This window comes from Streptomyces spinosus, from assembly GCF_020400655.1.
GTDB lineage: Bacteria > Actinomycetota > Actinomycetes > Streptomycetales > Streptomycetaceae > Streptomyces > Streptomyces argyrophylli.
This window is the reverse complement of sequence record NZ_JAINRC010000016.1, coordinates 129,354-142,849: the sequence shown is the minus strand read 5'-3', so window position 1 is coordinate 142,849 and position 13,496 is coordinate 129,354. Positions and strand designations below refer to the sequence as shown.

Genomic DNA, 13,496 nt, shown 5'->3' with positions numbered 1-13,496 from the left:
CCGCGCGGCCACCAAGAAGCTCCCGCCCCGAGGTGCAGTCGGGGACGGGAGCTTCGTCGTGGGAGGGCCTACGCCCTGGCCCGCGACCGGTGGGCCACGTACGCCAGCGTGCCGAGCAGCAGCCGGGCCGCCGGGGGTCGCGTCGCCGAGTCCAGCGCGGGCGGGCGCAGCCAGCGCACCGGGCCCAGGCCGCCCCGGTCGGAGGGCGGGGCGGTGATGTGCGTGCCGGGGCCGAGGCCGCGCAGGTCCAGCGCGCCCGGGTCGTCCCAGCCCATGCGGTAGAGCAGCCGGGGGAGGTCGGCGGCGGCGCCGGGCGCGACGAAGAAGTGCGCGCGGCCGTCGGGGGTCGCGGTCACCGGGCCGAGCGGGAGGCCCATCCGCTCCAGGCGGACCAGGGCGCGGCGGCCGGCCGGCTCCGAGACCTCGATGACGTCGAAGGCCCGGCCCACCGGCAGCATCACCGAGGCGCCCGGGAACTCCGACCAGGCCTTGCCCACCTCGTCCAGCGTGGCCCCGGCCGCGACGGGCGGGGCGAAGCCCAGCGGATGCGCGCCCGGCGCCGGGCAGTCCGGCCGCCCGCACGAGCAGACGCCGCCCGCGGCCCGCGCCCCCGGCACCACGTCCCAGCCCCACAGCCCGGTGAACTCGGCGACGGCGGTGCACTCCGCGGACCGGCCGCGCCGACGCGTGCCGGAGCGGATCTCACGGATGCCGCCGATCGTGAAGCCCATACCCCCTCCAACGGGTCCAGCGCGCCGATGGTCACGCCACGGAGTGAAACGGAAGCGGAACGTAACGCTACGGCTCCGCCTCCCCGCGGCGACGCGGCGCCAAGGCGGCGCCTTGGGGTGCGAAGGGTGGCGCGCCAGAGGGAAACGCGCCCCTGGGTGCATCACTCCGCCCACTTCCGGCCGTCCTATGTCAAGTGAATCGCGCCCCGGCCACCGTGAGTTCATTCGAAGGGGTGGCGAATGGTGGCGTTTCAGGGATCCCTGTGGTTGGACGGGTGATCGTAGGATTACTGTGAGTGTGCGAGTCCCCGGGGCACATGCACTCGCGGGTATGCCGGAGGCAAGTCGTCACACTGTTCGAAGGGTGAGAACCGGCGGACGGGAGGCCGTATTTACCGGCATTCTGATAGGGCTTGGCGCATCGGGCGACAAGTGGTTCCAGGGATGGGGGCGTTCCAGTGGGCGGCAACGGCGGAAGCGGGACACACGCTGACAAGCGCCCCAACGAGCTGCTCGGTTCGTGGTTCGTGCGCAGCGGCTGGTCCAAGGGCGAGCTGGCCCGCCAAGTGAACCGCCGGGCACGCCAGTTGGGTGCCAACCACATCTCCACCGACACCTCCCGGGTGCGTCGCTGGCTGGACGGCGAGAACCCGCGCGAACCCATCCCGCGCATCCTCTCGGAGCTGTTCTCCGAGCGCTTCGGCTGTGTCGTCTCCATCGAGGACCTCGGCCTGCGCGCCGCCCGTCAGTCGCCCGCCGCCTCCGGGGTCGACCTGCCCTGGACGGGCCCGCAGACGGTGGCCCTGCTCGGCGAGTTCTCCCGCAGCGACCTGATGCTCGCCCGGCGCGGCTTCCTCGGGACCTCGCTCGCGCTGTCCGCCGGTCCCTCCCTCATCGAGCCCATGCAGCGCTGGCTGGTGCCCACCCCGGCCTCCCCGGCCCCGCCCGAGCCGCAGAGCGCCCTCGACGCGCGCAGGCCGGGCCGGCTGTCCCGGCCGGAGCTGGAGCTGCTGGAGTCCACCACGCGCATGTTCCGCCAGTGGGACGCCCAGTGCGGCGGCGGCCTGCGCCGCAAGGCGGTCGTCGGCCAGCTGCACGAGGTCACCGACCTGCTCCAGGAGCCCCAGCCCGAGGCCACCACCCGCAAGTTGTTCAAGGTCGCCGCCGAACTGGCCGAGCTGGCCGGCTGGATGTCGTACGACGTCGGTCTCCAGCCCACCGCCCAGAAGTACTTCGTGCTCGCCCTGCACGCGGCCAAGGAAGCCGGGGACAAGCCGCTCGGCTCGTACATCCTGTCCAGCATGAGCCGCCAGATGATCCATCTCGGCCGGCCCGAGGACGCCCTGGAGCTGATCCACCTCGCCCAGTACGGCAGCCGCGACTGCGCGAGCCCGCGCACCCAGTCGATGCTGTATGCGATGGAGGCCCGCGCCTACGCCAACATGGGCCAGCCGGGGAAGACCAAGCGCGCCGTCCGCATGGCCGAGGACACCTTCGCCGAGGTCGACGAGTGGGACGAGCCGGACCCGGACTGGATCCGCTTCTTCTCCGAGGCCGAGCTGCACGGGGAGAACTCCCACTCCTACCGCGACCTCGCCTACGTGGCCGGGCGCAGCCCCGCCTACGCCTCCCTCGCCGAGCCGCTGATGCGGCGGGCCGTGGAGCTGTTCGCCGACGACTCCGAACACCAGCGGTCCTACGCGCTCAACCTCATCGGCATGGCCACCGTGCACCTGCTCCAGCGCGAGCCCGAGGAGAGCACGACCTACGCCACGCGCGCCATGGGGATCGCCAAGAAGGTCCGCTCGGAGCGTGTGAACACTCGTATCCGAAAGACGGTCGACACGGCCGTCCGCGACTACGGCGACCTCGCCGCCGTCATCGACCTCAGTGACCAGCTCGCCGTCGACCTCCCGGAGAACGCCGAAGCCGTCTGAGAACCACAGCACCCCAAACCCCGGCCGCGGCCGGTCCTCCCGAACTGCCCGACTCGGCTCCCCCATGCCAGGTCATCGGAAGGCCCGCCGCGGCCGGCTCGTGTCCGCGAACGGGCCCCGTCCGGAAGGTTGCGCCACGATAACGATCGCGCGGCCCGGACACCCCGCACTTCATCGACGCGTAACACACAGGGCGCCTTCGTCACCCCGGCGAAACAACGAGGGGCTTCCACCGAAACCGCGCTGCGTCAGTCTCGTGGCGCATAACCGGCCCACCCCTCACCCGACCGGACCGCTCAGGCACCGCCCGCACGGGGCCGTACCAACCGACGAGGAGACGCCGATGGCACCAGCCATCATGCTTGCGGCGGACGCACCCAGACTGTCGTCCGCGAACACAGGCTTCATGCTGATCTGTTCCGCCCTGGTGATGCTGATGACCCCGGGACTCGCCTTCTTCTACGGAGGCATGGTCCGGGTCAAGAGCACCCTGAACATGCTGATGATGAGCTTCATAAGCCTCGGGATCGTCACCATCCTGTGGGTCCTCTACGGCTTCTCCCTCGCCTTCGGCACGGGCAACAGCCTGCTCGGCTGGAACGCCGACTGGATCGGCCTCAGCAACGTCGGCCTGACGCAGCTCTGGGACGGCTACACCATCCCGGTCTTCGTGTTCATGGTCTTCCAGCTGATGTTCGCCATCATCACCCCGGCCCTGATCAGCGGCGCCCTCGCCGACCGGGTCAAGTTCTCCGCCTGGGCGCTCTTCGTCGCCCTGTGGGCCACGATCGTCTACGTCCCGGTCGCCCACTGGGTCTGGGGCGCCGACGGCTGGGCCTACAAGCTCGGCGTGATCGACTTCGCGGGCGGTACGGCGGTCCACATCAACGCCGGTGCGGCGGCGCTCGGCGTCATCCTCGTCATCGGCAAGCGCGTCGGCTTCAAGCGCGACCCCATGCGCCCGCACAGCCTCCCGCTGGTCATGCTCGGCGCCGGTCTGCTGTGGTTCGGCTGGTTCGGCTTCAACGCCGGCTCCTGGCTCGGCAACGACGACGGCGTCGGCGCGCTGATGTTCGTCAACACGCAGGTCGCGACGGCCGCCGCCATGCTGGCCTGGCTCGCCTACGAGAAGATCCGGCACGGCGCGTTCACCACGCTCGGCGCCGCCTCCGGCGCGGTCGCCGGTCTCGTCGCCATCACCCCGTCCGGCGGCGCGGTCTCCCCGCTCGGCGCGATCGCCGTGGGCGCCATCGCCGGTGTCGCCTGCGCCGCGGCCGTCGGCCTGAAGTTCAAGTGGGGCTACGACGACTCCCTCGACGTGGTCGGCGTCCACATGGTCGGCGGCATCATCGGCTCCCTGCTCATCGGCTTCTTCGCCACCGGCAAGGGCCAGTCCACCGCCACGGGCGTCTTCTACGGCGACCACACCTTCACCCAGCTGTGGAAGCAGTGCGCCGGTGTCTTCGCGGTCCTCGCCTACTCCCTGATCGTCTCCGCCGTCCTCGCCTTCCTCCTCGACAGGACCCTCGGCATGCGCGTCACCGAGGACGAGGAGATCTCCGGCATCGACCAGGCCGAGCACGCCGAGACCGCATACGACTTCAGCGGCGCCGGCGGTGGCGTCGCCGGGTCCCTCTCCGCCCCGGCCCTGGCCGCCGCGCAGAACAAGAAGGTGGACGCATGAAGCTCATCACCGCCGTCGTGAAGCCCCACCGGCTCGACGAGATCAAGGAAGCCCTCCAGGCCTTCGGCGTCCACGGACTGACGGTCACCGAGGCCAGCGGCTACGGCAGGCAGCGCGGCCACACCGAGGTCTACCGCGGCGCCGAGTACACCGTCGACCTCGTGCCCAAGATCCGCGTCGAGGTGCTGGCCGAGGACGACGACGCCGAGCAGCTGATCGAGGTCATCGTCAAGGCAGCCCGCACGGGCAAGATCGGGGACGGCAAGGTCTGGTCCCTGCCCGTCGAGACCGCCGTACGGGTCCGCACGGGCGAACGCGGGCCGGACGCGCTCTGACGGAGCACAATCCAGGTCAGGGGAAGGCCGCGGGAAACGGAACAGGAGTCGCTGGGTGACCGGTACGGATGTACGCAAAGAGACGGAAGACCCCGGACCCGGCGGCTACGCGGCGGCCCGGCTGCGCCTCCTCACGGAGGGGGCGCGGTCCGGGCCGCCGCGCCGTGCCGCGCTCTCCGGCCTGACCGACGACTGGCTCGCCGGACTGTTCGGCGCGGCGGCGGGAGCGGCACACGGCGTCTCGCTCGTCGCCGTCGGCGGCTACGGCCGCGGGGAGCTGTCCCCGCGCAGCGACCTCGACCTCGTCCTGCTCCACGACGGCTCCGACCCCGGTGCGGTCGCCGCCCTCGCCGACCGGATCTGGTACCCGGTCTGGGACCTCGGCCTCGCCCTCGACCACTCCGTGCGCACCCCCGCCGAGGCCCGCAAGACGGCCGGCGAGGACCTCAAGGTCCACCTCGGCCTGCTGGACGCCCGCCACCTCGCCGGCGACGCCGGGCTCACCGCCGGCCTGCGCACCGCCGTCCTCGCCGACTGGCGCAACCAGGCCCCCAAGCGCCTCCCCGAACTCCGGGAACTGTGCGCCGAACGCGCCGCGCGCCAGGGCGAACTGCAGTACCTGCTGGAACCCGACCTCAAGGAGGCCCGCGGCGGCCTCCGTGACGCCACCGCCCTGCGCGCCGTCGCCGCCTCCTGGCTCGCCGACGCCCCCCGCGAGGGCCTGGCCGACGCCCGCCGCCGCCTCCTCGACGTCCGGGACGCCCTCCACCTGGCCACCGGCCGCGCCACCGACCGGCTCGCCCTCCAGGAACAGGACCAGGTGGCCGCCGAGCTGGGACTGCTCGACGCCGACACCCTGCTGCGGCAGGTCTACGAGGCGGCGCGGGTGATCGCGTACGCCAGTGACGTGACCTGGCGCGAAGTGGGGCGCGTGCTGCGTTCGCGCGCCGTCCGGCCGCGTCTGCGCACCCTGGCGAGGGAGCGCGGCGACTTCCTCCGAAGGGCGGTGGCGGGTGAGGGGAGGGCGCTCGGCGGCGGCAAGCCGGTCACCGAACGGTCGCCGCTGGCCGAAGGCGTGGTGGAACAGGACGGCGAGGTGGTGCTCGCCCGCGCCGCACGCCCCGAGCGTGACCCCGTGCTCCCGCTGCGCGCCGCGGCCGCCGCCGCCCAGGCCGGTCTCCCGCTCTCCCTGCACGCCGTACGGCGCATGGCCGCCACCGCGCGCCCCCTGCCCACGCCCTGGCCCGCCGAGGCCCGTGACCAGCTGGTCACCCTGCTCGGCTCCGGCCGCCCGACGATCGAGGTCTGGGAGGCGCTGGAGGCGGAGGGCCTGATCACCCGCCTGCTGCCCGACTGGGAGCGGGTGCGCTGCCGGCCGCAGCGCAACGCCGTGCACGTGTGGACGGTGGACCGCCACCTGATCGAGACGGCCGTCCGCGCCTCCGAGTTCGCCCGCCGCGTCAGCCGCCCCGACCTGCTGCTGGTCGCCGCGCTGCTGCACGACATCGGCAAGGGCTGGCCCGGCGACCACTCGGTGGCCGGCGAGATCATCGCCAAGGACGTCGCCGCGCGGATCGGCTTCGACCGCGCGGACGTGGCCGTGCTGTCCCTGCTGGTGCGCCACCACCTGCTGCTCATCGAGACCGCCACCCGCCGCGACCTGGACGACCCCGCCACCGTGCGCTCGGTCGCCGACGCCGTCGGCAGCCAGAGCACCCTGGAGCTGCTGCACGCCCTCACCGAGGCGGACGCCCTCGCGACCGGCCCGGCCGCCTGGTCCTCCTGGCGCGGCTCCCTCGTCGCCGACCTCGTCCGGCGCGTCCGGGCCGTCCTCGCCGGGGACGGCGCCGACGAGCCCGAGCCGGCCGCGCCCACCGCCGAGCAGGAACGCCTCGCCATCGAGGCCTACCGCACCGGCGGCCCCGTCCTCGCTCTGCGCGCCCAGACCGAACCGGTCACCGGCGAGGACCCGGCCGGCGACCCGGAACCCCTGGGCGTGGAGCTGCTCATCGCCGTACCCGACCAGCCCGGTGTCCTGCCCGCGGTCGCCGGCGTCCTCGCCGTGCACCGCCTCACCGTCCGCACGGCGGAGCTGCGCGCGCTGCGCCTGCCGGACGACGTCGACGAGGGAACCGTCCTCCTCCTCAACTGGCGGGTCGCCGCCGAGTACGGCTCCCTGCCCCAGGCGGCCCGGCTGCGCACCGACCTGGTCCGCGCCCTGGACGGCACCCTGGACGTCGCCGGCCGCCTCGCCGAACGCGACGCCGCCTACCCGCGCCGCCGCGGCTGGAGCGCCCCGCCGCCCCGGGTGACGGTCGCCCCGGCCGCCTCCCACCACGCCACGGTCATCGAGGTCCGCGCCCAGGACGCGCCGGGCCTGCTGTACCGCATCGGCATGGCACTGGAGAAGGCCGGCGTACGGGTCCGGAGCATGCATGTGAGCACGCTGGGCTCCAACGCGGTGGACGCGTTCTACGTCACGACGGGGGCGGGCGCGCCCCTGCCCGCCGGGGACGCGGCGTCGCTGGCGGGGGTGCTGGAGGAGACGCTGCGCGGATGACCTGCCCCGGTGCTTGCGGCGCCGGGATACCCTGGAGGGCGACCTTCAAGACCGTCACCGACCCCGAGGACCGCGAGCGCCGTGTTCGACACTCTCTCCGATCGCCTGTCAGCGACTTTCAAGAACCTGCGCGGCAAGGGACGGCTCTCCGAGGCGGACATCGACGCCACGGCGCGCGAGATCCGCATCGCGCTCCTCGAAGCCGACGTGGCGCTGCCCGTCGTGCGGGCGTTCATCAAGAACGTCAAGGAGCGCGCGCTCGGTGCCGAGGTCTCCCGGGCGCTCAACCCCGCCCAGCAGGTCCTCAAGATCGTCAACGAGGAACTGGTCACCATCCTCGGCGGCGAGACCCGGCGTCTGCGCTTCGCCAAGCAGCCGCCCACCGTGATCATGCTGGCCGGTCTCCAGGGTGCCGGTAAGACCACCCTCGCGGGCAAGCTCGGCAAGTGGCTCCAGGAGCAGGGGCACTCCCCGCTGCTGGTCGCCGCCGACCTCCAGCGCCCCAACGCCGTCAACCAGCTGAGCGTCGTCGCCGAGCGCGCCGGTGTCGCGGTGTACGCGCCGGAGCCGGGCAACGGCGTCGGCGACCCGGTGAAGGTCGCCAAGGACTCCATCGACTTCGCGAAGTCCAAGGTCCACGACATCGTGATCGTGGACACCGCCGGCCGCCTCGGCATCGACGCCGAGATGATGCAGCAGGCCGCGGACATCCGCGACGCCGTCTCCCCGGACGAGATCCTGTTCGTCGTCGACGCCATGATCGGCCAGGACGCCGTCAACACCGCCGAGGCCTTCCGCGACGGCGTCGGCTTCGACGGCGTGGTCCTCTCCAAGCTCGACGGTGACGCCCGCGGTGGCGCGGCCCTGTCCATCCGGCAGATCACCGGCAAGCCGATCATGTTCGCGTCGAACGGCGAGAAGCTGGACGACTTCGACGCGTTCCACCCGGACCGGATGGCCTCCCGCATCCTCGACATGGGTGACCTGCTCACCCTGATCGAGCAGGCGGAGAAGACGTTCAGCCAGGAAGAGGCCGCCAAGATGGCCTCCAAGCTGGCGTCGAAGAAGGGCCAGGACTTCACCCTGGACGACTTCCTGTCCCAGATGGAGCAGGTCAGGAAGATGGGCAGCATCAGCAAGCTGCTCGGCATGCTCCCGGGCATGGGCCAGATCAAGGACCAGATCGCCAACCTGGACGAGCGGGACGTCGACCGCACCGCCGCGATCATCAAGTCGATGACCCCGGCCGAGCGCCAGGACCCGACGATCATCAACGGCTCCCGCCGCGCCCGTATCGCGCGGGGCTCCGGCGTCGAGGTCAGCGCGGTGAAGAGCCTGGTCGAGCGGTTCTTCGAGGCCCGCAAGATGATGTCCCGCATGGCCCAGGGCGGAATGCCGGGCATGCCGGGGATCCCGGGCATGGGCGGCGGCCCCGGCCGGCAGAAGAAGCAGCAGAAGAAGGCCAAGGGCAAGCAGCGCTCCGGCAACCCGATGAAGCGCAAGCAGCAGGAACTGGAGGCCGCGCAGCGCCGCGAGGCCGCCGCGCAGGGCGGGAACGCCTTCGGGCTGCCGCAGCAGGGCCAGGACTTCGAGCTGCCGGACGAGTTCAAGAAGTTCATGGGCTGAGTCCGGTTCATGGGCTGAGTCCGGTTCGAGGGCTGAGTCCTGGCGGAAGGGCACGGGCCGGGTCCCGCTCGCACGAAGCGCCGGGGGCGCCTCCTGTCACAGGAGGCGCCCCTTTGCGCGTGCCGAGGCCCGTGGGGTGTCGTAACGTCCAGATATGAGTGATGCGGCGCCGCCCCGCAAGGCGCCTGATCAACCGTGGCGCGCCGAGGGCACACCGGAGGAGCCTTCCCGGCGGCCCGGCCGGCTCCGGGGCGGCAGATGGTGGGGCCTGCTCGCCACCGCGGTGGTCGTCTTCGTGCTGGCCTACGTCGGGCTGCACTACTTCGGCCAGGGCAACGAGCCGACGATCTCGTACACGGAGTTCAGCAGGCAGGTCGGCGAGGGCAATGTCGCCACGATCTACTCCAAGGGCGACGCGATCCAGGGCCGGCTCAAGACCCCCCGCTCCGATCCCGAGGGCGGCGGCGAGTACACCAAGTTCAAGACACAGCGACCGGCCTTCGCGGACGACCGGCTGTGGCAGAACCTGAGCAGCCACGGGGTCACCGTGACCGCGCGGCCGGTCGTGCAGGAACGCAGTCTGGCGACCAACCTGCTGATGTCCCTGATCCCCATCGCGGTCCTGGTCGTGGTCTGGCTCCTCGTCCAGCGGCGGCTCGGCGGGATGCTGTCCGGCGGGGGCGGCCTCTTCGGCCGCCGGTCGCCGCCCAGACCGGTCGGGCTGCGGCCGGGCACCGAGCGCACGACCTTCGCCGACGTGGCCGGCATCGACGAGGTCAAGGGCGAACTCGACGACGTGGTCGACTTCCTGGAGCACCCCGACGTCTACCGCAGGATGGGCGCGAAGCTGCCCCGCGGCGTCCTGCTCGCCGGACCGCCGGGCACCGGCAAGACCCTGCTCGCGCGGGCGGTCGCGGGCGAGGCCGGCGTGCCGTTCTTCTCGGCCTCGGCGTCCGAGTTCATCGAGATGATCGTGGGCGTCGGCGCGTCCCGCGTGCGCGAGCTGTTCGCCGAGGCCCGCAAGGTGGCGCCGTCGATCATCTTCATCGACGAGATCGACACCATCGGACGCGCGCGCGGCGGCAGCGCGTCGATGAGCGGCCACGACGAGCGCGAGCAGACGCTGAACCAGATCCTCACGGAGATGGACGGCTTCTCCGGCGCCGAGGGCGTGATCGTCATCGCGGCGACCAACCGCGCGGACATCCTGGACCCGGCGCTGACCAGGCCGGGCCGCTTCGACCGGGTGGTCACCGTGTCCCCGCCGGACCGCGGCGGGCGCGAGTCGATCCTGCGCATCCACACCCGGCAGATCCCGCTCGCGCCCGACGTGGACCTGACGCAGCTGGCCCGCGTCACCCCGGGCATGACCGGAGCGGATCTGGCCAATCTCGCCAACGAGGCCGCTCTGCTCGCCGTCAAACGCAAACAGGAGCAGGTGACCGGCGCCCACCTGTCCGAGGCGCTGGAGAAGGTGCAGCTGGGCGCCGAGCGCACCCTGATCATGCCGGAGGAGGACCGCCGGCGTACCGCGTACCACGAGAGCGGCCACGCCCTGCTCGGCATGCTCCAGCCCGGCGCCGACCCCGTCCGCAAGATCACCATCGTGCCGCGCGGCCGGGCGCTGGGGGTCACCATGTCCACGCCCGAGGTGGAGCGGTACGCGCACTCCGAGGAGTACCTGCGCGGGCGCATCATCGGCGCCCTGGGCGGCATGGCGGCGGAGGAGGTCGTCTACGGGGTCGTCACGACGGGTGCCGAGAACGACCTGGAACAGGTCACCAACATCGCGCGCGGGATGGTGGGCCGCTGGGGCATGAGCGAGCGCGTCGGCCGGCTGTCCGCGCTGCCGAGCGACGCCCAGCAGGCGTACGGGCTGTCGGCCGCCCCGCAGACCCTGGACGTCATCGACTCCGAGATGCGGCGGATCGTGGACGAGTGCTACGAGGAGGCGTGCCGCAAACTCCGCGACCACCGGGGCCGGCTGGACGCGCTCGCGCGGGCGCTGCTGGAGAACGAGACGCTGGAGGAGGCGGACGCCTACCGGATCGCCGGGATCACACGTCTGACCAAGCAGAGCGAGGGCTGACGACCGGCCGGCCGCCGAGGACCTGTCCGGCCGTACGCGTCTGCCGCGCGGCGCCGTGCACGCTCCCTCATCGCCTCCACGGCGTGGGGGTGACCCCACTGGCCGCGCCGGCCCGGACCCGGGTACGCCCCGTACGAGGGCCGGCGGCCGGCACTCGCCCCGTCTCCGGCCGGGGACACCCCGGAGCGCGCACGCCGCGCGGCCGCCCGTCGGGCGACGACGCGGACGGCCGGACAGGCCTACGGCACGCGTGCGACGAGGTAGCGGAAGACGTTCGGCATCCACACCGTGCCGTCCGGGCGCCGGTGCGGGTGCAGGGCCTCCGTCAGCTCCTTGTCGACCTGTTTGGCGTCCGTCGCCGAGACCGCCGCGTCGAACAGGCCGGTCGACAGCAGCCCCCGTACGGCGCTGTCGAGGTCGGCGTACCCGAACGGGCAGGCGACCCGGCCCGAGCCGTCCGGCTTCAGCCCGGCCCGCCCGGCGACCTCCTCCAGGACGTCGCGCCGCGCGGGCGGCCGGCTCCGCGCGCCGCGCAGCGGATCGGCCAGCTTGGCGGCCACCCGCAGCACCGAGGAGGTGGCGCAGCGCTCCGGCGGTCCCCAGCCGGTCAGCACGACGGCGGCCCCCCGCCCGGCCAGCGGCAGGACACCGGCGAGCAGGTCGCCCAGCCCCTCGGCGTCGCCCGCGAGGCCGCCGACCGGCTCGAAGGCGGTCACCAGGGTGTACGCGTCCGTCCGCGCGCCGTCCGTCGCCGAGGGCGGGTCGTCGAGGAGTTCCGCGGGCGTACGCGCGCGTGTGCCCGCCCCGCCGTCGCCGCCCCGGCCGGGCGTGGCGTCCGGCAGCAGGCGCTCGCGCGCGAGGGCGAGCCGTTCGGGGGAGGCGGAGTCGACACCGGTGACCGCGGCGCCCCTGGAGGCCGCCATCAGCAGGGCGAGCCCGGAACCGCAGTTCAGGCCCAGCAGCCGGGTGGCGGGGCCCACTTCGAGTCGGTCGTACACGGCTTCGTAGAGCGGTACGAGCATCCGCTCCTGGATCTCGGACCAGTCACGCGCGCGTGCGCCCGGGTCCACGCGGGGTGCGGACTCCGCGTGGGACGTGTGCTGCCGCACGAGCGTAGGTGTCATAGGTAAGCGCCCCAATCCGCCGACAGTTCGCCGCCGCGCCCGGTTGCGTGCCCCCGTGCCGTGCGCGCGCCCTTCCCACGTATGCCAGGTAACTCCCGGCTCGCGGTGGCGTCCAGGGGTCGTGGGGCCCGGCTTGGGGTGTGGACGCGGGTGTGGCGAGATTTCACATCCCGGCAATCTGGACGGCCCCGCGGTGCCGGCCCCCGGAAGGCGGGCCGGTGACGGAGGTCGCGGCGGTACGCGGTAACGTCACGGAGGCCGTGGACGCTGACCGGGGTGAGGGCGCGCGCCGAGAGCGGCCGAAACCCCCCTTGCGCGGCGGCCCCCGCCCGTCGCCTCAGGGCTCACCGGCGGTGCGTAGCGCGGACTACGCACCAGCTTGGTAGGAGCTGTGACGCTTCTCCGCAGATCAGCGCACCCGCCCTCGTCAGGACGCATCAGTGGCAACTGACGGGTACGTGCAAATTATTTGGGATGCCCCGGAATAGGAACACAGCGGCCCTCCCGCTCGTTGTCATTACGTGAGCACGACACAGACACCACCTGTTCTCGCCGCAGAGCTGGCGCAGGCGTGGGCCGACATTCAGCGGTACCACCCCGAGCTGCCCGACCTTGCCGCGCCTGAATCCCTGATCGGGGAGTCGTCGTCCGCGTGCGGTCACGAACTCTCCTTCGAGAGGCTGCTCCACGAGGCAGTCCACGGCATCGCCGCCGCCCGCGGCGTCCGCGACACCTCCCGGGCCGGCCGATACCACAACCGCCGTTTCCTCGCGATCGCCGAGGAGCTGGGCCTGGACCACCCCGAGGAGCCGCACCCGAGCAGCGGTTTCTCGCTGGTCACGCTCAACACCGAGGCGAAGCGGCGCTACCGCCCGACCATCGAGCGGCTCCAGCGCGCCCTGAAGGCCCACACCGCGGCCACCTCGGCCGACACCTCCCGCACCTTCCGCGGCCCGGCCGCCCGGCACGGCTCCTCCGGTGGCGGCGTCCGTGTCAAGGCGGTGTGCGACTGCGGCCGCAACGTCCGGGTGGTGCCCTCGGTCCTCGCCCAGGCCCCGATCGTCTGCGGCGGCTGCGGCAAGCCGTTCAGGATCCCGGAGGTCGTGGGAGCGGCGTAGCGGTCACGGCTGCTCGTGGCAGCCGTGGCCGACGGCGATCTCACCGCACCGGGCGGCGCACCCGACGTGACCTCACCTCCACGCCGGGTGCCTCCCCGGCATGCCCGGGCGGGGTTCCCGCACCCTCGGCCCGGAGCGGCCCGCGGGGTGTGGCAGAATAGCCAGCTGTACTCGACAGCCGCACAGGACCCCTCTCTCCTCCGGCTGACGCGTCCATCGGGCACTCGGGTACCGCAACCCCACGCGGCAACTCGCCGTGCCCAACCACGTCAAATCCAGGAGAACCCACTCC

At 72.7% G+C, this 13,496-nt stretch carries 9 protein-coding genes; 7 read left to right on the top strand and 2 right to left on the bottom strand.

The annotated features are described in order from the left end of the window. Positions 1-68: 68 nt before the first annotated feature. On the bottom strand, positions 69-731 hold the full coding sequence (locus tag LG395_RS29190; RefSeq protein WP_171152445.1) for a bifunctional DNA primase/polymerase: 663 nt from the start codon (positions 729-731) through the stop codon (positions 69-71). Positions 732-1,189: 458 nt separating this feature from the next. Here LG395_RS29190 and nsdA point away from each other — a divergent pair, with 458 nt between their 5' ends. From nsdA to ftsH, 6 genes are all read left to right on the top strand, one after another. Next, positions 1,190-2,668 carry a transcriptional repressor NsdA gene (nsdA, locus tag LG395_RS29185; protein WP_171152443.1) on the top strand — a complete coding sequence of 493 codons (1,479 nt, stop codon included), beginning with the start codon at positions 1,190-1,192 and terminating at the stop codon, positions 2,666-2,668. A 343-nt stretch (positions 2,669-3,011) separates the two neighbouring features. Continuing rightward, the gene (locus LG395_RS29180) at positions 3,012-4,352 is read left to right on the top strand and encodes an ammonium transporter (protein ID WP_225811760.1); all 1,341 of its coding nucleotides are present in this window, start codon (positions 3,012-3,014) and stop codon (positions 4,350-4,352) included. Then, on the top strand, positions 4,349-4,687 hold the full coding sequence (locus tag LG395_RS29175; RefSeq protein ID WP_171152440.1) for a P-II family nitrogen regulator: 339 nt from the start codon (positions 4,349-4,351) through the stop codon (positions 4,685-4,687). Before LG395_RS29180 ends, LG395_RS29175 begins: the two co-directional genes overlap by 4 nt. 55 nt (positions 4,688-4,742) lie before the next feature. Then, a complete protein-coding gene (locus LG395_RS29170; protein WP_225811759.1) occupies positions 4,743-7,247 on the top strand; it encodes a [protein-PII] uridylyltransferase in 2,505 nt (834 codons plus the stop codon). A gap of 81 nt (positions 7,248-7,328) precedes the next feature. Next, the gene (gene ffh / locus LG395_RS29165) at positions 7,329-8,873 is read left to right on the top strand and encodes a signal recognition particle protein (protein ID WP_171152437.1); all 1,545 of its coding nucleotides are present in this window, start codon (positions 7,329-7,331) and stop codon (positions 8,871-8,873) included. A gap of 154 nt (positions 8,874-9,027) precedes the next feature. Then, entirely contained in the window at positions 9,028-10,962 is a 1,935-nt protein-coding gene (gene ftsH / locus LG395_RS29160; protein WP_171152436.1) for an ATP-dependent zinc metalloprotease FtsH, read from the top strand. 239 nt (positions 10,963-11,201) lie between these two features. Here ftsH and LG395_RS29155 read toward each other — a convergent pair whose 3' ends face one another. After that, positions 11,202-12,086, bottom strand: a complete 885-nt coding sequence (locus LG395_RS29155; RefSeq protein ID WP_225811758.1) for a class I SAM-dependent methyltransferase — start codon at positions 12,084-12,086, stop codon at positions 11,202-11,204. 521 nt (positions 12,087-12,607) lie between these two features. Between LG395_RS29155 and LG395_RS29150 the strand changes: the two genes are divergently transcribed. Next, positions 12,608-13,204 (top strand): hypothetical protein, encoded by a 597-nt coding sequence (locus LG395_RS29150; protein WP_132788833.1) that lies wholly within the window; start codon positions 12,608-12,610, stop codon positions 13,202-13,204. Positions 13,205-13,496 lie beyond the last annotated feature (292 nt).

Excerpts from the sequence above, each read along its gene's own strand:
- ftsH (WP_171152436.1), top strand. The coding sequence starts at position 9,028 with ATGAGTGATGCGGCGCCGCCCCGCAAGGCGCCTGATCAACCGTGGCGC.
- LG395_RS29180 (WP_225811760.1), top strand. The coding sequence starts at position 3,012 with ATGGCACCAGCCATCATGCTTGCGGCGGACGCACCCAGACTGTCGTCC.
- LG395_RS29155 (WP_225811758.1), bottom strand. The coding sequence starts at position 12,086 with ATGACACCTACGCTCGTGCGGCAGCACACGTCCCACGCGGAGTCCGCA.
- LG395_RS29175 (WP_171152440.1), top strand. The coding sequence starts at position 4,349 with ATGAAGCTCATCACCGCCGTCGTGAAGCCCCACCGGCTCGACGAGATC.
- LG395_RS29190 (WP_171152445.1), bottom strand. The coding sequence starts at position 731 with ATGGGCTTCACGATCGGCGGCATCCGTGAGATCCGCTCCGGCACGCGT.